Origin of the sequence: Reinekea thalattae (assembly GCF_008041945.1) — a bacterium.
GTDB classification, from domain to species: domain Bacteria; phylum Pseudomonadota; class Gammaproteobacteria; order Pseudomonadales; family Natronospirillaceae; genus Reinekea; species Reinekea thalattae.
Window position 1 is genome coordinate 85,712 of the sequence record NZ_VKAD01000003.1, and the last position, 20,735, is coordinate 106,446.

Below are 20,735 nucleotides of genomic sequence, written 5' to 3' on the forward strand. Positions count from 1 at the left end.
TCGGCAGCATCAATCACAAGGTGACGTAACAGAAATAAAATGTTGCGTTCTTCGCAATTAGGGTTGAAATCGAGTTTTTAGCTGGTTAGTCTAAACAGCGTTAGTTTGATGCTTACCTCAGCGGTAAGTCATTTTTAAATTAACACCAAACGAACTGCAATTTTTTGCGTCAATTTAGGAGAGCAACATGATTTGGACTGCGACTCAACATGCATCCACATTTGCGACTCGGATGAGTCATTGCCCCCTATTGGCTGCGAAAAATCTTAATGGCATAACTGCGCGCTTCGTTTAACTAACCTAATCGAACCGCAGGCTTTCAAAGCGGTTCGAATTATCTTTTCTACCAAATTCTTCCTTTTGCAAGCCTTCGGTTCATAACTTAAATCCGTTTTGGAGTTTATTATGAACCTAGTAAATACCTTTGCACGCATTAAAAAATTATTTTCTAAACCTAAAAAATTAACCATCAGTCGTTTAGAAAATAATGAACACCTTGCTCGTGACATCGGTCTTGAACCTCATCGTCGCCGTAAAGGTCAGGATATCGCCTATCCAGACTCTGAGCGCTTGGTGACATTTGAAAGTTTCAAGCGAGGGCCCTAAATGTTGCCAGTAAAAGCGATTTATCTTGGCTCGCTTTTACTGGCCGACCTATTTAAATTATCAACAGACAGGCGGCGCTATGGGTCAGTTTGGCGCTGCCTATTATTAACCAAAAGTGAAATAAGGATTGGCCATGAACAATGTTGCTGTTATTACCGGAGCCGGCCGAGGCATTGGCGCAGAAACCGCCAAACTGTTTGCAGAAAAAGGCTATGCGGTGGTGATCAATTATATTCATAACCGTGAGGCGGCAGAACAAACGGCTCAGCAGGTTCGAGATATTGGTGCGGAATGTTTGGTTGTTCAGGCCGACGTCGCCAACGCAGAACAGGTCGACGCACTCTTTCAGCAGGCTGACCAATTAGGAACCTTGTCGGTGTTGGTTAACAACGCCGGTATTTTAAATCAACAGTGTCGTATTGAAGACATCAGCGAGCAACGCTTTTTAACCATATTGCAAACTAATGTCATGAGTTGTTTTCTGTGTACCCAGCAGGCGATTAAACGTATGTCGACAAAACACGGCGGTAAAGGTGGCACCATTGTTAATGTCTCTTCTGGTGCGGCAAAAACAGGTTCGCCAAATGAGTACGTTGATTATGCGGCGAGTAAGGGCGCCATGGATTCGTTTACTCGAGGTGCAGCCTTGGAATTGGCAGACGAAGGCATTCGCGTTAATTCGGTTCGTCCCGGCTTAATCTATACCGAGATGCATGCCTCTGGCGGTGAGCCTGGCCGAGTGGATCGCTTAAAAGAATTACTGCCACTAAAGCGAGGTGGCCAAGCGCGAGAAGTCGCTGAAGCCATTTATTGGTTAGCCAGTGATAAGTCGACTTATGTCACCGGCAGCTTTATCGATGCCACCGGTGGCCGTTAAACCGAGCTCTTTTTCGTTGTGATTGTCAGGTCGTTTAGCCCGATAGTTTTACTTGGTTACGGCCTGAATCTTTTGCTTTATAAAGCGCTTTGTCTGCCAGTTTGAGAACCTTTTCAGGCTCAATGCGGCCAGAGGGTTTGGTCGCCCCGCCAATGCTGACAGTAATCTTCACTGTTTTGCTGGTGTTGTTGCCTTTAGAGCGATGTTCCGCAGAGCTGTTTTTACGTGCCGTTTTATTGCGCACATAAAACGGCGTATTGGCAACAGATGAGCAGACTTCTTCTAAAAATGGCGCGGCTTCACTGGCGTCTTTACCGGGAAACAGCAGAGTGAATTCTTCGCCACCATAGCGATAAGCTAAGCCTTTGCCGCCCACTTCGGAAATTTTTGCTGCAACCAACGCTAAAACATCATCGCCGACATCATGGCCGTAGGTGTCATTAAACTTTTTAAAGTGATCAATATCGACCATAGCAATGGTGTAGCGCCCAGAAATAGAAGCCAGCTGTTCAAATAGCGCGCGACGCCCAAGCAGGCCAGTTAGCTGGTCGCGGTAGGCTAGTTCGTGTGAGGTTTTAATGCAGGCAAATAACGTAATAATCATTGCAGCACTAAGATAAGAAGTCGAAATAAAGTCGATGTTTAACAGCATTAACGGCAACGTATTGGTTACCAAAATAAGCACTAAGCTAAGGCTGACGGCGGTTTGCTTAACGATAAACAGCAGTAATGAAATAATAAGGCAGCCTAGAGTGATAAAGAGCGCATTCCAGCTGAGGATGAAAAAGGTGGTTGGCTTGGGGGCAAAATATTGTTGAATCCAGATCAGCAGCGACTCACTAGAGCTGTTGTATAAAATAATAATGATCAGTGTTACCAGTGCAATTAGGCCATAAACAATCTTACTTGAAGTTGCCATTAAGCCATTTTCTTTAACCAGTAGGTTGATAAGTAAACAGATCGGTACCCACAGCGATAACAGGCTATAGGCGATTAAAACCGAAGGCAGGCTTAGTGGTTGTTGTAATTTAAGTTGAATAATTGCATAGGAAGTAATGCTAATGAGGACGCTGATTAAAAGCTGGCGTTTAGAGAACTGTACTGAAAGCCAAACCGCCACTGCCGCCAGTGCGTAAGGTAATAACAGCAATGCTTCATGCACAGTACTGGAAAAACGTTGGTGGTAAAAAACCAGCGCAGTAGCAAGGAGCAGCGTTACCAGAGGCAGGATATAAAGGGTTTTGTTGGCTTTAAAACGCATGGCGTAGCGGATCTCTTTTGAATGCTAGAGGTTAACAAAGTCAACGATTATGCCCTAGCCGTAATGAAAGCGATAAATGTGAACCAAGCTACATATTACGTGTATCTGTTAGGTGAGCCAAGGCTAACTTTTTGATGAGTGGGCAGCTATAGAAAAAAGGAGTAAGCCGTTGCTCTGCAAAGGCTTACTCAATGGGATAGCTAGAATATTCTGTAGAGCGTTAGACGTTGTAGTTTTGCTTTATTCTTAAGGCAATGTTAACCAAGGCGATCAATACCGGAACCTCGACCAAAGGGCCAATAACACCGGCGAAAGCCTGATCGGAGTGGATGCCAAAAACGGCAATCGCCACAGCAATGGCCAATTCAAAGTTATTGCCCGACGAAGTAAAGGCGATTGAAGCGTTTTGGTCGTAGGCAATGCCCATTTTTTTGCCGACAAAAAAGCTGACAAAAAACATAATCATAAAGTAGAGCGTTAGTGGTATAGCAATGCGTATTACATCCAATGGCAGTTGCAGGATCATCTCACCTTTGAGACTAAACATAAGCACAATGGTGGCAAGCAATGCGATTAATGTGATTGGAGAAATACGAGGGATAAAGACCTCGTTATACCAGCGCTCGCCCTTTTTAGCGGTGAGCAGCTTTCTGCTTAGGTAGCCAGCTAAAAATGGGATGCCTAAATAAATTAAAACGCTCTGCGTAATTTGCCAAATGGTGATGTCGACCACCATCGACTGCAAACCAAAGTAAGGCGGCAGTACTGTGATAAACAACCAAGCCATAAAGCTGTATGTGACAATTTGAAAGGCACTGTTTAATGCAACTAGTGCAGCGCCATATTCTTTATTGCCGCCGCTAATATCGTTCCACACCAAAACCATCGCAATACAACGTGCTAGGCCGATCAGAATAACGCCAACCATGTAGCCAGGCTGGTCGCGCAAAAAGATAATAGCCAGCAAGAACATTAGGATGGGGCCGACAATCCAATTCATGATAAGTGATAACGCAATGGCGCGTTTGTCTCGCGTTACCTCACCTAGCAGGCTGTAATTTACCTTTGCCAAAGGCGGGTACATCATCAAAATTAGGCCGATAGCTAACGGAATGTTTGTAGAACCGACACTCAGCTGCTCACTCCAATTTGCCGTTTGCGGGAAGATTGCGCCGATACCGACGCCTATCGCCATGGCTAGGAAAATCCAAAGGGTTAAATAGCGGTCCAAAAAACTCATTTTTTTTGCACTGGATTTGTCTATTGCAGCGTTCATAAATAGTGGTCCTTTAATGTCACTGAGGATTATTGAGAGTTAGCACTGACCTGTTGTCATGGATCCTTTAAGCCGGCTTTGTTCTTGTGAAATCAGTGTTGGGTCTTGTTGCAGAGTCATTGCCAATAATTGGTTAACCCAAGAGCCGAGCTCAGGATTGAGCTGATAGTAAACCCACTTACCGCGTCGTTCATCGATGACCAGTTGGTGTTTTCGTAATTCGGCAAGATGACGGGAGATTTTTGGCTGGCTAATGTCTAGCGCGTCGATAAATTGGCAGACGCAAAGTTCACCTTCGCTGTGTAGCAATAGTAGAGTTTTAAGGCGAGTCTCTTCTGCAAGGCATTTATAAAGGGTCAGTGTATCCAAGGGCTTACCTACTCAGCTGGCTTTCATATATGAAATATCATATATGAAAGCCAGCTAGATTCAAACAGGCTGCGTATTGCTACGAAAGTGCCAAGAGCGTTAAGCGGATAACAAAAAGTCGACAAATCTTTGTTAGGAAACCTACGACCCTGCCGATTATGAACTATACATAAAAATAATAGTTAGCAGGAAACCCATACTATGAACCTAAATACCATAAGAACCCGATATACGTTGATTTTCTGCGCCATTGCCCTAGTGATGGCAATTACTGCGTTGATAACGTTAAATTTGATCAAAGTACTCAATTCAGCCATTGATGGATTTTCAGGAAAATATAATCCGGCGATATCTGCGGTTATTAATGCTGATCGCGACCTCTACCAAGCGAGAGTTGCCGAACTTAACGTGCTTATTGATAGTGGCGATTTTGATCAGCAACTGAGTGACTACCAAGAAAATGCACAGCAAGCGTTAGATCGCATGAACTTGTTAAGAGATTTACTCAGCGAAGAAGCCGACATTATTGATCAGCTGAGTGGTTTTGACGCAGCCTTTAACGATTGGATGCAAGCCAGTAGTCGAGTTTTTGAATTAGTCAAAAGTAATAATAGCTACGCTGCGACAGAGCTTTCTTTTGGTGCATCGAACGAAACATTTTCTGCGCTGCGTGACTATTACGATGTTGCCGGTTCGTTAGCCGATGAAGCCAGTGTCTTACTCGGTGAGCAAACCATGGCTACAGCTAATGCGAAAAAAATTGGTGTGACTGCTTTATTAGGGGTGACCGTACTGATCACGCTGTTGGTTGGTATTATTACTCCGCGTGCTATGTCTTCTGCGTTGCTAGCATTATCGAAACAGCTGCGCGAATTAAATACTGGCGATGGTGATTTATCGCGCCGAATTAGATCAAAACGCAAAGATGAAATTGGTTCTGTTGCTAACGAGTTTGATCGCTTTGTCGACGGCTTAGCAGATCTCATTGTAGCTATGTCTAAGCAATCAAGCAGTGTTTTAGAAAACATCGGTAATATGAAGGCGGATGCGAAAAACGTTAACAAATCGAGTGAGTCACAGCTAGAGTCGATTGAACTGACGGTTACCGCGGTTAATGAAATGACCTCAGCGATTCGTGAAGTGGCGCAGAATGCTCAGCTATCGGCAACAGAAGTGGCCGAGGTGACTCAGCTTTGTGTTAACGGCAAGCAGATGACGACCTCAACCGTGAATCAGATCCGAGACTTATCCGAGACCATTCAGAACGCATCCACGGCAATGAACGAGCTCGCCAGTAGTTCTAATGATATTGCGTCGGTATTGGATGTGATTCGTGGTATTGCCGAGCAAACCAATTTGTTGGCGTTAAACGCAGCCATTGAAGCGGCGCGTGCTGGCGAGCAGGGTCGAGGCTTTGCTGTGGTGGCAGATGAAGTGCGTTCACTTGCCAGTAAAACGCAGCAGTCGACTAACGATATTCAAGAAATGATCGAATCCTTACAGAAAGGCGTTAAAGGTGCCGCCTTTGCTATTGATGAAGGCTTTAAAGCGGTTGGCTCGACGGTTGAGCAGTCGGAACAAACAAAAGACTCGTTGGATAAAATTGTTGAGCTTTCCCAAAGTGTCGCTGATGCATCAACCCAAATAGCAGCGTCAACAGAAGAGCAAAGCCAGGTTGCCGAAGAGGTCAATATACAACTGGTTAAGCTGTCTGAGCTTGGTCGTGAAAGCCGAAGCTACTCTATGAAAAACCAAGCTCGAGCCGTTGAGGTTACTCATTTAACGGAAGAGTTAAGTTCTGCAGTATCACGTTTTAAGCTTTAATCTGAATTCGCTCAGATTTAAGCGAAGGCATTGCCCTGTGCTTTGAGTAATAAAGGCTATTGGGCAATGCCTATCGTTGAAACGGATAAATAGAACCGACCCGAGTAATTTGAGTCAGTTCGTCCAGCGCGGTTCGGCTTTCTATCAGCAGTTGCGGGTCGGCAAGGTCGGCTTGCACAAGGCGGTCACGGTAGTGCATATCGATCCACTTATTTAATCGCATATAAAGTGCATCGGTCATCAATGTGCCTTGGTGCATGGCAGCTAGTTCGGTTTTGTTTAATGCAATGCGTAAACGTAAACAGGCGGGGCCGCCACCATTATTCATCGATTGTTTGAGGTCAAACACCTTCACCTCATTGATCGGGTTGTCACTCATAGCCACTAGTTGATCTAAATAATCTGAGACGCTAGAAATCTCTCGGCATTCGGCAGGTACGATCAATGTCATGCTGCCATCGTTATTGCTCAATAGCTGACTGTTAAACAGATAGGATCGAACCGCATCACTGACACTGACTTGCTCGCTAGGCACACAGACGGCGATAAGTTCGCTACCGACGAGTTTTCTGTTCAGTTCATCGAGCATCTGCTCAGTGTCTAAGAACGCCTCTTGGTGATAAAACAAAACATTGCCATTACCGACCGCGATAACATCGTTATGGAAAACACCAGCATCGATCACCGCAGGGTTCTGCTGTGCAAACACCACGTTTTTATCGGCTAAACCGTGCAGTCGAGCAATGGCTTGGCTGGCTTCCAAGGTTTGTCGTGCTGGGTATCGCTGCGGCGCTGGCGCGGCTAAGTTAAAGCCGCTTTGACCGTATACGAACAGCTCGACGCCGGCTTGGCCATAGTCGGTACAAAAACGGGTGTGGTTTGCCGCGCCTTCATCACCAAAGCTGGCAATGGCAGGCAGCGCAGGGTGGTGGGCAAAGTAGCGCTCATCGGCAAAGATGCTTTGCAGCATTCTGCTGGTGGTGTCGTGCTCAATGGAACGATGAAACTTAGCGTTGAGGTTTGCTGCGGTAAAGTGCAGTTTGCCATCTTGGGTATCGGCGCTAGGTGACACGGTGGCGGCATTTGCCGTCCACATGCAGGAAGCCGAAGCTACAGCACTGAGTAATGTCGGATCTGTTTTTTGTGCTTTTTCCAGTATTTGCGCATCGCTACCGGTAAAGCCAAGCGCCTTTAATGCCCATATTGCTGGACGCTCATGCGGTAATAAAATCCCCTGTTTAAAGCCAGCATCGCTCAGCGCCTTCATTTTTTGAAGGCCCTGCTTGGCCGCTTCTTTCGGGTTAGAAGCCGCAGCAGTGTGTGATGTTGAAGCAATATTACCGTAAGAAAGTCCAGCGTAGTTGTGAGTCGGGCCGACCAGACCATCAAGGTTCAATTCGTAAGAATTCACTGTGTTGTTTATTAAAGTATCATTCATCAGAGCGTCATCCCAATCGGTAAGGTTTCAGGGGCGATGAGTTCAGGGCTTTCCATCGAGGCCACTGGGTAAGCACAGTAGTCGGCTGCGTAGTAAGCACTGGCTCGGTGGTTACCTGAGGCGCCAACGCCACCAAAAGGAGCCGCCGAACTTGCGCCAGTGATAGGCTTGTTCCAGTTAACAATACCGGCTCGAATATCGTCTAAAAACTGCTGGTAGCGTTGTTCAGAATTCGACAATAAACCAGCCGATAAACCATAACGGCTGTTGTTAGCAATGGTGATGGCTTGCTCAAAACTGTCGTAGCGGTATACAGAAAGCAATGGACCAAAATACTCAGTATCTGGAATATCGTGAGCGTCGGTTAAATCAATAATGCCTGGTGAAAGTAATGCAGTGCCATCTTCAAGTGAGGTCATTTCTAATAAAGAAATGCCGCCCTTATCGATCAGCGCTTGCTGAGCGTCGAGCAAATTTTTTGCAGCAGCAGTGGAAATTACCGAGCCCATGTAGGGTTGTGGTTCGGCATCGAAACGACCGACGGTTAATTTTAAGCTGGCATCAATCAGCTTTTCTAAAAATTCATCGCCCTGTGGGCCATTTGGAATCAGCAATCTTCGGGCGCAGGTGCAGCGTTGACCCGCAGAGATGAACGCCGAAAATAATACATGGTGCAAAGCGGCCTTTTCATCGATGTCGTTATCAACAATCAGGGCGTTATTTCCGCCCATTTCTAACGCTAAAATTTTACCGGTGTCGCCAGCAAACTGCCGATGAATAAGTTCACCAGTATTGGATGAGCCGGTAAAAAATAGGCCGTCGATCTGTGCATGGTTTGCTAACGCAATGCCGGTTTTGGCTTCGCCCTGTACTAGGTTGATGACGCCGTCAGGCAAGCCAGCCTGTTGCCACAGCTGAATGGTTTGCTCGGCCATTTTTGGGGTTTGTTCGCTCGGCTTAAAGACAATGCAATTGCCCGCAATCAGTGCCGGAACGATATGACCATTAGGCAGGTGGCCAGGAAAGTTATAAGGCCCAAATACAGCAACAACACCGTGCGGCCGGTGGCGTAATACAGCTTTGCCGTCGGCCAAATCACTTTCTTTGCTGCCGGTACGCTCGTGATAAGCCCGAATAGAAATATCGATCTTGCCGATCATAGCAGCAATTTCGGTGCGTGATTCCCAAAGCGGTTTGCCGGTTTCGCTGCCAATGGTAAAGGCCAGCTGTTCTTGGTTTTCTTTTAACAGAGCCGCAAAGCGCTGGCAGATTTCAATACGGCTTTGTAGGTCTGTTTTTTTCCAAGCAGAAAAGGCGTTACGTGCGGCCATAACAGCACGGTCAACATCTTGCTCATTAGCACTTGAGCCTTGCCAAACGCTTTGTTGGTTCACAGGGTTGCGTGATTCAAAGTGTTCGCCAGCGCCGACTTGCCACTGGCCATCAATAAAGAGTGATTGGGTCATCGTTATGCTCCTGTTGGCGTTAATGAGGGGTTAGGTCGTAAAGATACGACGCGGGCGCTGTCGCTTTCGGTAAGTTGTAGTAGTGTCGCCTGTTGCGGCGATAGCATCAGAGTGCCATCGACTAATGCCGATTGGCTGGCAAGCAGAACGCGGTAATCTTTAAACTGCCGATTACTCACCATGAGCAGTGCTTGCTTATTATTGAGGTCTGGTTCGGGTGCTTGTTCATCGATGACGACAGCTGTAATTTGGCTTTCGCGTACAGCGCGAATGTTTTTTACCTTGGCAGCAACGCTCGGACCGGCATCGAAAATATCGACGTAGTTATTGTATTCAAAGCCTTCCGATTTAAGCATGGCCAAAGCCGGTTCGGTTTGTGGGTGAACCTTGCCTATGGTTTGCTGTGCCGCGTCCGATAACATCGGTACATAAATTGGAAACTTCGGCATCAGCTCGGCAATAAAGACTTTATTACCTAAGCCGGTGAGATGGTCGGCATCAGAAAATTCCATATGGAAAAAATGCTTGCCCAAACTATCCCAAAAGGGCGAGCGACCGTTCTCGTCACTGTAGCCTCGCATCTCGGCGATAATCTGCTCACTGAACAGCTCACTGAATTCTGCCAAAAATAAATAGCGGCTGCGGCTAAGCAGTTGGCCGTTTTGGTTGTTGCGATAATCAGGAGTTAAAAACAGCGTCGCAATTTCGGAACTACTAGTAAGGTCGTTACTCAGATGCAGCGTTTGAGTAATTTTGTGAACACCAATCTCATGAGAAGCATGCACCGTTTTACCAACGTGGTAGTTGTACCAAATATCATTGTGACCAATGCTGGCTTCCAGTGCGCAGATACCTGCTACTTTTTCTTTGGCTGGATCAACCAGCGCAAACAGATAGGTGCGTTGCTGTTCTGCGACGGTTTCATTAAAAGAGGACAGTGCCGATTCCAGCTTGGCTTGCATCTTTGCTTTATCATCGGGCAGAGATGTAACACCAATGCCGGATAGCTTAGCGAGCTCATAAAGGTCGTCTAAGTCCTGTTGTTGAATAGGCCGAATGTACACGCGGCAATCCTCTTAGCAATTCGTTTGGTTAAACCTAATTTAGTTATAAAAATAAATTAGTTATAAAAATAAAAGTTAGACATAAAAAGTCAGTTTGGTATCGCAATAAATACAGTCATGCAATGTTTAAGTTAGAGTAATGAAAATGCCAATGAATCACCCTGCTCTACATTTAATGCTTCGGCAACTTCATGCGAAATACGCACCGAGTCGCCAATGCCTTCGACCAGCGTGCCGACAACACAACGGAAATCGTCGTGGCGATGATTGCTGATTAAATATTTCATGCCGTCGGCAACCTCCGAAGGGTAGGCCTTTTTAAAACGCATGTTGCGATAGGTTTGAGTAAACTTAACTTCGCATTTTAAAACTGGGCCGCCATCAAATGGGTCGATAAATTTTGACTGTTGAAAGCCTTCTTTATACAGCAGTTGGCAAATTCGATTTGCCGCCTGATGGCTGCGGCCAATATTTTCAGCCGCCTTGGGTGGCAGCAGTGGCACATAGATCGGGTGTTGAGGAATCAACTCGGACATAAAGGTTTTCGATTTTTTTGAGCAGTAGTAATCGACCGTTAAAAAATCGAGATCGATAAATTTCCTACCGACAGCGTCCCAGAACGGGCAGTCACCTTTGTCGTTAAAAATACCTTGGATCTCAACAATAATTTCTTGATGAAACTTACCGGCCTGGGTTGCCATAAACATCAATCGAGCGCGCGAAAGCAGATCAAAATACTCGCTGTCGTGTAATGCTGGGTCGATAGCAAAAGAGCGCATCAGTGTTTTGCCGGTCAGCTCATGCGATAAAAACAACACGGGAACTTTCGAGCTGATATTAAGTGCATGCGACGCATGTACTAGCTTGTCGAGTCGGTAATTGAAAAAAGGGTAACCGTTACCGGCTTCAGAGTCGATACCGGATGTGCCATGTAATTCACCGCTTTTCGTGTCTTCCATAACAAATAGATAAGAGGCTGGCTGCTCGTTATCGGCGGCGTTTAAAAACGCATCACTTGATTCACTGATGCGTTCACTGAGTTGGTCGCGATCTTTTGGTAGGGTGGTAACGCGCGCTTCAGTTTCTGACAATAGCCGTTCAATGCTGGTTAGGTCAGAAAAAATCGCCGGGCGAATAAGATACATAGTCACTCCTAAGCGCTCGCAGGTAAATGAGTACCGGTGCGAGGAAAAAGGGTTAAAGCATGAATGCGATTGCGTTTGCTTGTTGAATAACCGCAATCCTTATGGCTTAGCTCCAGCATAGAAGCTATTAAAAACCTCAGAGCACCTTTGTTGGTAAAACTCTCTGTATTTTAGGAACAAAGATTTTAAGCTGCCAAGACATTTAAGGTGTCAAGACATTGAAGTTACCAAGCCACATAGGTTTGGCGAGCCGGTTGGCCCGCCGTTAGGTTGTTTATTAGGAACCGCTGAGTTCACCGATTGCTTGCTCAAGCAGCGCTAAACCAGCATCGATGTCGGCGTCTGGGATAATTAACGATGGCGCAAATCGCAATACGTTAGGTCCAGCAACCAGCATTAATAAGCCTTTGTCTAATGCTGCCGCAAGCACATCTTTCGCGCGGCCTTGCCAGCCGTCAACCAGCTCAATACCGATCAGCAAGCCCTTGCCTCGAATCTCTTTAAAGATGCCGTACTTGGCGTTGATGCTGTCTAAGCTAGCTTTAAATCGTTCTGCTTTGGTTTGCACCGCGCTGAGTAATTCAGGCTTAGCAACTTCGTTAAGTAGCGCTAAACCAACCGCGCAGCCTAAAGGGTTGCCGCCGTAGGTTGAACCGTGGGTACCAAAGGCAAGGCTGGGTGCAACCTCATCGGTACAGAGCATTGCAGCAATTGGGAAGCCGCCGCCTAAACCTTTGGCAGAGGTTAAAATATCCGGTGTCACACCATAGTATTGGTAGGCATATAGATAGCCAGTACGACCAACACCGGTCTGAACCTCATCAAAAATCAATAACGCATCGTGCTGATCGCACAGTTCGCGCGCGCCCTGCAAAAATTCTTTTTCGGCTGGAGTAACGCCGCCTTCACCCTGAATCGGCTCGATAATCACCGCTGCGGTGTTATCAGAAATTTGCGCTTTCAATGCCGCTAAATCGTTGTAGGCAACGTGGCTGATGCCTGCTGGTGTTGGCTCAAAACCTTCTTTGTATTTGGCTTGGCCGCCAGCAGAAACAGTAAACAATGTACGACCGTGGAACGAACCGTAAGTCGAAATAATCTCGTGTTTCTGTTCACCGGCTTTTAAGTAAGCGTGGCGACGCGCAAGCTTTAATGCCGCTTCGTTGGCTTCGCCGCCAGAGTTGGCAAAAAAGACTTTATCGGCAAAGGTCAGCTCAACCAGTTTGGTTGCCAAGGCAAGAGCCGGTTCATTGGTCATAACATTGGATAAATGCCAAAGCTTTTCGCCCTGTTCTTTTAAAGCGCCAACTAATGCAGGGTGAGCATGACCCAATGCCGTTACCGCAATGCCCGCAGCAAAGTCGATGTATTCGCGGCCTGCCTGATCCCAAACCCGTGAGCCTTCACCCTTAACAGGGATGATTTTTCCTGGTGCATAGTTTGGCACCATGACTTTATCGAATTGTTCGCGGTTTAGATCAGACATCTGTTTTCTCTCATTAGTCATATCAAAAGGACAAACCCGCCAATACTGTTAGCGAGTAGCTTCCTATAGTAGGGCAACTGATTATCCATTGCTTATTTTATTGCGACAAGGTTTTACAGCTAATTGTAGCTTTGCTTCGTTGTTAGTTGAGATCACGATAAACGCCACCCAGTTGTGGAGAAGTTTTACCGTAAATTAATTTGGCCAGTACGATAAAGAGTTCGCCAGTCGCAATCGAGTCAGAAAGTGCGTTATGCGCGAGGTAGGGTGGTAAACCATGACGTTCGCGAACAGAGGCCAGCTGATAATCGCCGGTACCGGAATCGGAACGGTTGCGAATTAACGACTTTTCCAGAATAAGGGTGTCGAGCCAAATCAGCGGTAAGGAGTCGATGTTGTAACGGCGCTTAACGTAGGCATCGATAAAGTTTTTTTCTACGATGGCACCATGCACAACTAAAACTTTGCCTTTCATGGCGCGGAATAGCTCTTCCATTGCCACCTCGAATGGCATTCCGTCGGTGAGCATTTCCGGCACAATGTGGTTGATAACCGCAGCTTCTGGTTTGACGTGTTTTTCTGCCTGAACGTAAGTGTGAACCGAACTGCTGATATCAACCAATAGGTTATTAATGTTGAGATAGCCGACACTTAAAATTCGATCCTTTTCTGGATCTAAGCCGGTGGTTTCCAGATCGAAAACCAAAAACTCCAAATCTTTTAATTTGCTTTCTGGTGTCGGCAAAGGATCTTCAAGCAGCTCGGCAATAACACTGGGTAGGTTTTCTTGCTCGATTAGCGTTTGGCGTTTTTTTTCTAAGTGGCTAATAGGGCTGAAGCGAGTTAAAAAGTTTTTCACTTATTAGGCCTCACCGAATCTCAATTTGGCCGCGTCCTGCAGATTACCAATAATACGGAAGGCATCCTTAAGGTGGGTACGCTCAAAGCTGCCAAAAGAGTCTGGCGCGATGTGGTTGTTTGGCTCTTCACCCTTTTTAAGTGCTTCCAGTTGATGGCGAAAGCGCAGCTGACAAATAAAGCGATAGGCACCGAGAATATTTTTCATGGCGTCCTCGCTGAGTACCTTTTTCTTATAGGCATAGCGGAAGCGCTCTTCGGTATTGGTGGAGGTACAGCCAACCGATAAACCATAAATACGCGCCAAATCAACGATCAGAGTGATGGCGTATTTTTTAATGTTGAGCGTGTTGCTGTTCTGGCCGCCTTTTTCTAAAACTAAGCTATTAAAAATCCCCAGCGGTGGGTGTACCGAGGTGGCATCGTTGACCAGCGTGGTTAAGAAGTTTCGGTTTTGGCTGATCAGTTTATAAAGGTGTTCTTGCAGTTTATCGGCAAAGATTTTATCGCCGTAAATGCAGCGTGTTTCTAGGAAGACGCTGGTGTTAAGTAGCGTTTCGTGGTCTGGCGTGGTGATCCACTTGCGGTAATAGTCTTTCCAAACGTGAAGCTTTTGTGCCCATTTAGGGTTGGAAGCCATGAAGTGCCCAGGGCACAAAATGAAGCCGCATTTGGCAAGTGACTCGCAGACAAAGGTGGCCATCAACTTAAAGTACGCCATGTCTTCAACGGTTGCCGAATCATCGACGATTAGCGCACTGTCTTGGTCGGACGTTATGTGTATCTCGTTGCGTGCATGCGAGCCAGCAACAATCCAAGCGAATTTGCATGGCGCAGGGCCAAAGGTTTCTTCAGCTAATTGAATCAGTCGTTTGTTAAAGGCGTCGTAGATCATCGCCATGACTTGGCCGACAATTTCCGAACGAACCTTGCCTTCAACCAGCGCCTCAAAAATAGCCTGTCGCTCTTGGGTGAGTCCGGCTAAACCTTCAACTGTGTTGGTGCGCTTAATCGTGTCGATTAAGAAGATCGCCTGTACACGGTTTTTTTGTACCAGATGCGAAGTCGTTAGCAAGCCATGAACCTTGTGACCACTGACCACCGGTAAGCTGCGAATGTTGTTTTGCATCATCAGTGATGCAGCCGTGAGAACTAAGTCGTTTGGGCCAACGGTGATTGGGTGCTTGGTCATCACTTCGCTGATCGGTCGGTCTGGGCTGACGCCATCGGCAACCACTCGTTTGGTCATGTCTCTATCGGTAATAATGCCGACGATGCGACCCTTTTGTTTTACCACCGCGGTTGAGGTTCGCAGCACGTAACGCATTTCTTGCGCAACCTGCTGGATAGTCATATCCGACGTGACAATCGCCGGTGAGCTGGTGGTGACTTCGGATACTTTTTTAACAAAAAGGCCTTTTTCGTTATCTGACCAAACCACGTTTAGTGCGCTTTGTAATCGGATCTGCGCTTGCGAGGCAAAGTACTCAGAATACTCAGGGTGCTCTGCTAAGAGCTTTTGTAAGTCTTCATGCGGCACTAAATAAAGCAGTGTCGATTCAGCGGCAATAGCAATGTAATCGTCTTCGCCATCGGCTTTGGCTTCTAAAAAGGTGAAGCCAAATAAGTCCTGTGGCCCAAGCTTGGCGCGCAGTACGCCATTGGGTTTGCGCTGTTCCATCACGCCGGTGCGAATAATGTACAGATAGCGTTTAGGGTCTTCAGGGTTAAAGGTGATCTGTTCGCCGCGTGCCAGATAGCTGATACGCACGCTGCCAGCGATTTGCTTTTGCAATTCCGCGGGCAATTTGTCGAACGGATCTATTTGCGAGATAAATTCAAGAATATTTGGCAGTAACGATTGGACCATAACAGTAACCCAGTGAAGTAAACCCAAGCAGGCAGTAGATTGAATATCATACTCGCTATCCTATGACGATTATAGCGGAGCGTCACCCGCTATGGATCAATCATTGTCGCGCTCTAACAGCCTGCTGATATCGATCAGTTAAGATTCTAGTTGATCGTCCGATTCACAGCAGACATACAGCTCACCATCATAGAGGCCTTGAATGGTCAGTTTTTGGCTGCCCAGTGAGCGCATGTAGTCAATGTGTGCCTGTTCAATGCGCTGCCCCGGGATGATCAGGGGAATGCCCGGAGGATACGGCGTTACAAGGCCCGCGGCGATTCGCCCAACACTGTCCTGCCAAGCAATAGATTCACGGCGACTAAAGAACGCTGTGGCAGGCAGCGTAACCAGATTGATTGGCGGGATATCTGCTGGCAGTGCCGCGCGCTGCTTGCTTCGATTAAGGCTGACCTTGCCTTCGTCGAGCTTTTTCAAGGCGTTGTACAGCCGTACAATTTTAGAACGCATACCGCCTAAGGTGAGCAATACTAACAGCGTACTGTGAGTGAATTTTTCAATTTCCAAGCCGACTTCATCCATTAAGAATCGGTGAATCTCTTGGTTCGAGTATTCCAGTGCAGAAACGTCGATTAATATTTTTAGTGGGTCGTGGCCCATGTTGTCGTCTTTGAAGTGGGCAAAAATATTGGCGAAGTCTTCGGCTTCTAAAATGCGCAATCGTTTAAACTTAGCAACCTGAGCTTTAAGTTCACGCACGTTATTGAGTAGCTCGTTGAGAATTTTATAGCCTTCCATTTCTAGCTGTTGGCGGCAGACATCCAGCGACGCAATAAGCTGATATTTAGGCGAGGTGCTGGTGTGAATGCTGTAAATCTCTTTAAAGAAGTCTTGGTCGAAATCGGGGTCGTTAACATGAATAAACGACGCCTGAGAAAAAGCAGACACTACCTTGTGCGCTGAGTGGGTGACGTAATCGGCACCGGCGGCAATGGCCGAATAGGCACGGAACTCTGGATGAAACAGTGAGTAAGCAAACCAGGCTTCATCGATAAAGACTTTCATGCCGTGCTGGTGGCCGAGTTCGACCACTTGTTTTAAGTCGGTCAGCAAACCGTCGTAGGTACAGCCGGTTAACACAATTAGTTTGGCATCTGGGTTTGCTTCGATCATTTCTTTCAGCTGTGAGAGCCGCGGCGGTGAAAAGATACCGTAGTCGGGATTAAACACACTGTCTAAATAGAGCGGCATAGCGCGGGCTTGAACCATGCCGTAATGCACTGACTTGTGACAGTTGCGATCGGCAATCACCTTGTCGCCTTCACGTAACAGGGTTTGCAAAATAATCTTGTTCGATGTCGATGAGCCGTTGGTGACAAAGTAAGAACGGCGCACTTCAAAGGTGGTCGCTAAGGCTTCTTGAGCACGGCCGATGGCGTGAGTACCGTCCGACAATGAACCTAGTGAGTCGACACTGACCGATAAATCACTGACAAAAACATTGCGACCAAAGAAGCGATAAAAGTCATTAATATAGGGCGAGTTTCTAAAGCTAGCGCCACCGCTATGGCCGGGTGTATGCCAAGAGTCGTTTGCTTCAAGTACGTATTCTTTATAGGCGGTCCAAAAGTGGGTTTCGTTTCGGTCGTCAAAGTCGTTGATCAGATAACCTAAGATCGACTCTGGATCACTGATGATGTCATTGCGGTAAAAGAACGACTCCATACCGGTAACCTGATTAACAATATCCAAACCTTTGATCGCATCGCCTAATACATAAACGGGCAGCTCTGGGCGAATCGCTTTAATCGCTTCGATCACCAAGGCGTTATTGGCAAGGCTTTGCTCACCGGTTGCTGTTTCTGCTGGGCTCTCGTTAGCCTCGATTGCAGCATAGCGGCTGTTAATTTCGTGCGGCAGTACGGTGGTATCCCAACTGAAAATAACCGCCTGTATGTCGCCGTCGGTGTGGACATGTTGCAGCGCTTCACTAACTGTCGCTGACTCAACGACACTGATATCAAGATCTGGTCGCTCAAACGATTCGACAGTCGAGCGAATACTGTTTGCCAGCTGTTCGAGCAGTTCGACAGAGTCTTCGATAATTAAAATTTTGAGTAGTGGTAGCATAGCGCCCTCGATAGACGTAGTGGGTTAATATCGGTGATCGGATGAGCCGAGTCAGTCACCGATGGTTTTGTTAATAATATCCAAAAGCTGTTGATATGCCTAAGCCGAAGACTCGCTTTCTGCGACGCCTTTTACGGTGAGTTTTTTGTGCAAATAGGCCAGAGCCAAAAGCGATAAGCCGAGGCCCATAAAGGAGGCGACTCGCAATAAACCTTCAAGGCCTTTTAGGTCAATAATGAAGAGTTTAAAAATCACTAACGTCAGTAAACCCATGCCGCCCAAATAACACCAACGGCCATAACGTGGCGAACCCCAAAGAATGGTAATGATGGCTGCCAATAACCAGGCTGCTGAATAGCTGTAGAGTTCGCCTTGGATCATCGGCAAGGTTAAATCGATACTGCCTTGCCAAAGGTGACGAAGCTCAATGTTGACAAAAACAAAGCTGCTGAGAGCAAATAATGCAGCGCTGTAACGACGCCATTCTGGTCGGTAATATTTCAACGCAACCAATGACAAGGCAACAGGGCCAGCAAAACCGAGCAGTAAAATATTAAAGACAGGCCGTGAATCTATCGCGGAGACTAACCAATCGTTCGACAGCAACAGGCTAAACAGAATGACAGCGTAGCTGAGCAAACTGGCTGCTAATAATGCAAAACCATAGAGCTGATAAATTTTTCTGAGCCGCGTAGTGAACTGGCTGCGGTAATCGTAAACCATCGCCATCGCACCAAATAAACAAAGGTTGAGCGTCGCTTCAATGGCACTAAAGCTCACTGCGTAGGCATCGCCCTGATAAATAAAGTAGCGGCTCATAATCCAAAGCGTTAATACCAATAGATGCATGGTGACACCTTCGATCCAAGCTTTGATCTCACTGTATTGGCTCAATAAACGGCTACCAAAGGCAGCAGCAATGGTGCTTCCGGCATAGCTGATAACCAACCAAGTAAAGCTTGGCGATTCATCTAACCAGTTAAGAAGCGTTAACCGAAACAGCACGATAAAGGCAGTAATCTTTAATAACCAATGCAATGAAGGCAGCTCAAAGCGTTTTATAACCCAAGCGATTGAGGCAATTTGCAGCGCCAGCGCAAAGGTGAAACTGGCCTGATTAAAGTAGATAAAGGCGGCGAGGCTGTAAGCTAAATGGCCGCCAATAAATAACCAAACCGCCAGCGGTTTATGAACTGTGTTGTGTACTACTTTATTGGCCAGCAGCAAGTACGCCATGCCAATCATTAATGAGATCAGCGCCCAAGGAGCATTGCTCGCTGCCGTTGCAAAGTAGGCCAAGGTTAGCAGCAGTAGAGGTGCGCTGGTTAATAAGGCTGCGCCAACAAACGGCAAGCGTTGTTGTTTGTAGTTCCACCAAGCAGACAAACACAACAGGCAGGCCATACCAGACCAAGCAAGCCACCATGCATAGGCAGGAACAAAAAAGTCATTCATATAGGATGGCTCTACTAGCCTATCTATGATGATTGGGTAGGCCGCGATCGTTAGGTGTAGCAGTAATACAAGCCAGGGTAATGGCGTAAAATCTTCACGCCAGCGGCTGGCTGGAGCAATGACCGCTAGCAGTGCAAGCATCGCCAAAATATTGATGCTTGGTTGTTCGGTGACGGCAAATGTTATGGCGTTTGCCATGATTAATAGAATAAAGCTGAGCAGCGTTGATTTGCGTATCGACCAGTCACGGCGGCTTTCTTTGGCGTAAGCTACGAAGCTTGTTACTGAAAGTTGTGGCAACGGATATTGAAAGCGTTGTTGTAGCAGCCAGTCTCGATTTGGAATCGCCAGCATGCCATAACCAATAACCGCTAGATACAAAGCAGAATATAAAATCAGTGACTCAGAACTGAGGCTAACAAGCCACCACAATAATGCTCCTGCCAAGGTGCCAAACCAAAGCCAATGGTGGTAAACGTAACGCAACACGCCAAGGGCACTAAAGCTGACTAACGCACTGTAAACGAGTAACACCAAATTAGGTTCGCTGTTTGAGCCAATTAATGCCGGCACAAGGTAAGCACCTAAAATACCGATGGCGCTCAAAGCCGAACCATAAAATAACGATAACCACATGGTGGCGCAGGCAACCAAAGCCAGCAATACAAAGCCAAGGTTGACGGAGAACAAATCATAAAGATGAAAGCCAGCTAGCAGGCCAGCATAAATGGTGGTGCTGCCTGCACCAGCAAGCGTTGCAAAGGAGGCGTGTTTAACACCGGTTTTGCGAACCAAAAAGTAGGCCGCACCGTGGAAGGCAAAGCCGGTAAGGATCGCCACGGTGATGCGTCCAGCCGGAGAAAGAATGTCGTTTTCAATAGAGTGGCGAACCAAAAAGATACCGGAGATCGCAATACAGAAGCCGCCTAACCAAACCATCCAGTTTTCTTTCATGTGCTCTGTCAGCTTGGTTAGCCAAGCTGGTTGAGCGACAGCTTCGGCTTGAGTTGCATCTTCGGCGTGAACTGGCGGTTCAGGTTGAACTGTCGCCGCTGCCGTGTCTTGCTGAACGCTTTCGCTGTCATCATCATTAACGCTTTCTTCAACAGAATTGAACTCAAGCTCAGTAGATGAATCTTGGTTGGCAGCCGCAGCGTTGTCGACGTTAATATCGCGGCTAGCCTTATCGGTAATTTTTTGCTCTGCGGCGCTGACATGGGATGAATCTGCCTGCGCTTTGGCTTGGTCGTCTAACCTAGCTTCGCTTAAGTCTGAGCTTTTCTCTGCCGATGCTTGGTCAGAGGCCTGCTGCACAGTCGCCAACAGCGTTTCTATTTGCTGCTGTTGCTGGCTTTGTCGAGTTTCAAGACGATAGAGTAAGTTTTGGACGCTGGATACTTTGCTGGTAATGACACAAAGCAAGATAAACGGAATAACCCCGATGATGAGTATTAATGTAAAAACGGCTTCCATCTATATTCCTTGAAAAAGTAATAACCAGTTGATGACGGACTTACAGTAAGCTGCTTTGTTACAAACAAAGCAACAAAGCACTCAGACGCAATAGTTTCTCGATCTTAGCATAGCTTTACTGAGCTCGACTAAAATGT

Annotated in this window: 15 protein-coding genes; 3 read left to right on the forward strand and 12 right to left on the reverse strand. The window is 46.8% G+C overall.

The window, feature by feature from the left end; translation table 11 throughout:
• Window positions 1–405 precede the first annotated feature (405 nt).
• Together FME95_RS12670 and FME95_RS12675 are read left to right on the forward strand one after the other, a co-directional pair.
• Window positions 406–606: a hypothetical protein gene (locus FME95_RS12670; protein ID WP_147714870.1), complete on the forward strand. Its 201-nt coding sequence runs from the start codon at window positions 406–408 to the stop codon at window positions 604–606.
• A 133-nt stretch (window positions 607–739) separates the two neighbouring features.
• Window positions 740–1,483 (forward strand): SDR family oxidoreductase, encoded by a 744-nt coding sequence (locus FME95_RS12675; RefSeq protein ID WP_222709989.1) that lies wholly within the window; start codon window positions 740–742, stop codon window positions 1,481–1,483.
• A 34-nt stretch (window positions 1,484–1,517) separates the two neighbouring features.
• Here the strand turns inward: FME95_RS12675 and FME95_RS12680 are convergent, their stop codons facing one another.
• From FME95_RS12680 to FME95_RS12690, 3 genes are all read right to left on the reverse strand, one after another.
• A complete protein-coding gene (locus FME95_RS12680; protein WP_147714872.1) occupies window positions 1,518–2,744 on the reverse strand; it encodes a GGDEF domain-containing protein in 1,227 nt (408 codons plus the stop codon).
• A 220-nt stretch (window positions 2,745–2,964) separates the two neighbouring features.
• Window positions 2,965–4,020 (reverse strand): ACR3 family arsenite efflux transporter, encoded by a 1,056-nt coding sequence (gene arsB / locus FME95_RS12685; protein WP_147714873.1) that lies wholly within the window; start codon window positions 4,018–4,020, stop codon window positions 2,965–2,967.
• Between the two features lie 39 nt (window positions 4,021–4,059).
• On the reverse strand, window positions 4,060–4,389 hold the full coding sequence (locus FME95_RS12690) for a metalloregulator ArsR/SmtB family transcription factor (protein ID WP_147714874.1): 330 nt from the start codon (window positions 4,387–4,389) through the stop codon (window positions 4,060–4,062).
• Window positions 4,390–4,590: 201 nt separating this feature from the next.
• Here FME95_RS12690 and FME95_RS12695 point away from each other — a divergent pair, with 201 nt between their 5' ends.
• Entirely contained in the window at window positions 4,591–6,213 is a 1,623-nt protein-coding gene (locus FME95_RS12695; RefSeq protein WP_147714875.1) for a methyl-accepting chemotaxis protein, read from the forward strand.
• Between the two features lie 70 nt (window positions 6,214–6,283).
• Here the strand turns inward: FME95_RS12695 and astB are convergent, their stop codons facing one another.
• The 9 genes from astB to FME95_RS12740 all read right to left on the reverse strand — a co-directional run bounded on the left by astB (window position 6,284) and on the right by FME95_RS12740 (window position 20,598).
• A complete protein-coding gene (gene astB, locus FME95_RS12700; protein ID WP_147715029.1) occupies window positions 6,284–7,624 on the reverse strand; it encodes an N-succinylarginine dihydrolase in 1,341 nt (446 codons plus the stop codon).
• 26 nt (window positions 7,625–7,650) lie between these two features.
• The gene (gene astD / locus FME95_RS12705) at window positions 7,651–9,117 is read right to left on the reverse strand and encodes a succinylglutamate-semialdehyde dehydrogenase (protein ID WP_147714876.1); all 1,467 of its coding nucleotides are present in this window, start codon (window positions 9,115–9,117) and stop codon (window positions 7,651–7,653) included.
• A gap of 2 nt (window positions 9,118–9,119) precedes the next feature.
• Window positions 9,120–10,181, reverse strand: coding sequence for an arginine N-succinyltransferase (astA, locus tag FME95_RS12710; protein WP_147714877.1), 1,062 nt, complete (start codon window positions 10,179–10,181; stop codon window positions 9,120–9,122).
• Between the two features lie 131 nt (window positions 10,182–10,312).
• Complete coding sequence (locus FME95_RS12715) at window positions 10,313–11,326, reverse strand: arginine N-succinyltransferase (RefSeq protein WP_147714878.1); 1,014 nt, start codon at window positions 11,324–11,326, stop codon at window positions 10,313–10,315.
• 277 nt (window positions 11,327–11,603) lie between these two features.
• On the reverse strand, window positions 11,604–12,812 hold the full coding sequence (locus FME95_RS12720) for an aspartate aminotransferase family protein (protein ID WP_147714879.1): 1,209 nt from the start codon (window positions 12,810–12,812) through the stop codon (window positions 11,604–11,606).
• 142 nt (window positions 12,813–12,954) lie between these two features.
• Window positions 12,955–13,671 (reverse strand): 3'-5' exonuclease, encoded by a 717-nt coding sequence (locus tag FME95_RS12725; protein WP_147714880.1) that lies wholly within the window; start codon window positions 13,669–13,671, stop codon window positions 12,955–12,957.
• A gap of 3 nt (window positions 13,672–13,674) precedes the next feature.
• Window positions 13,675–15,540 (reverse strand): putative nucleotidyltransferase substrate binding domain-containing protein, encoded by a 1,866-nt coding sequence (locus tag FME95_RS12730; RefSeq protein ID WP_147714881.1) that lies wholly within the window; start codon window positions 15,538–15,540, stop codon window positions 13,675–13,677.
• A 138-nt stretch (window positions 15,541–15,678) separates the two neighbouring features.
• A complete protein-coding gene (locus tag FME95_RS12735) occupies window positions 15,679–17,670 on the reverse strand; it encodes an aminotransferase class I/II-fold pyridoxal phosphate-dependent enzyme (RefSeq protein ID WP_147714882.1) in 1,992 nt (663 codons plus the stop codon).
• 99 nt (window positions 17,671–17,769) lie between these two features.
• A complete protein-coding gene (locus tag FME95_RS12740; protein WP_147714883.1) occupies window positions 17,770–20,598 on the reverse strand; it encodes a DUF2339 domain-containing protein in 2,829 nt (942 codons plus the stop codon).
• Window positions 20,599–20,735 lie beyond the last annotated feature (137 nt).

Coding starts and splice junctions, on each gene's coding strand:
- FME95_RS12720 (WP_147714879.1), bottom strand. CDS start 12,812: ATGTCTGATCTAAACCGCGAACAATTCGATAAAGTCATGGTGCCAAAC.
- FME95_RS12735 (WP_147714882.1), bottom strand. CDS start 17,670: ATGCTACCACTACTCAAAATTTTAATTATCGAAGACTCTGTCGAACTG.
- arsB (WP_147714873.1), bottom strand. CDS start 4,020: ATGAACGCTGCAATAGACAAATCCAGTGCAAAAAAAATGAGTTTTTTG.
- FME95_RS12730 (WP_147714881.1), bottom strand. CDS start 15,540: ATGGTCCAATCGTTACTGCCAAATATTCTTGAATTTATCTCGCAAATA.
- astD (WP_147714876.1), bottom strand. CDS start 9,117: ATGACCCAATCACTCTTTATTGATGGCCAGTGGCAAGTCGGCGCTGGC.
- FME95_RS12695 (WP_147714875.1), top strand. CDS start 4,591: ATGAACCTAAATACCATAAGAACCCGATATACGTTGATTTTCTGCGCC.
- FME95_RS12715 (WP_147714878.1), bottom strand. CDS start 11,326: ATGTATCTTATTCGCCCGGCGATTTTTTCTGACCTAACCAGCATTGAA.
- FME95_RS12675 (WP_222709989.1), top strand. CDS start 740: ATGAACAATGTTGCTGTTATTACCGGAGCCGGCCGAGGCATTGGCGCA.
- FME95_RS12670 (WP_147714870.1), top strand. CDS start 406: ATGAACCTAGTAAATACCTTTGCACGCATTAAAAAATTATTTTCTAAA.
- FME95_RS12680 (WP_147714872.1), bottom strand. CDS start 2,744: ATGCGTTTTAAAGCCAACAAAACCCTTTATATCCTGCCTCTGGTAACG.
- FME95_RS12740 (WP_147714883.1), bottom strand. CDS start 20,598: ATGGAAGCCGTTTTTACATTAATACTCATCATCGGGGTTATTCCGTTT.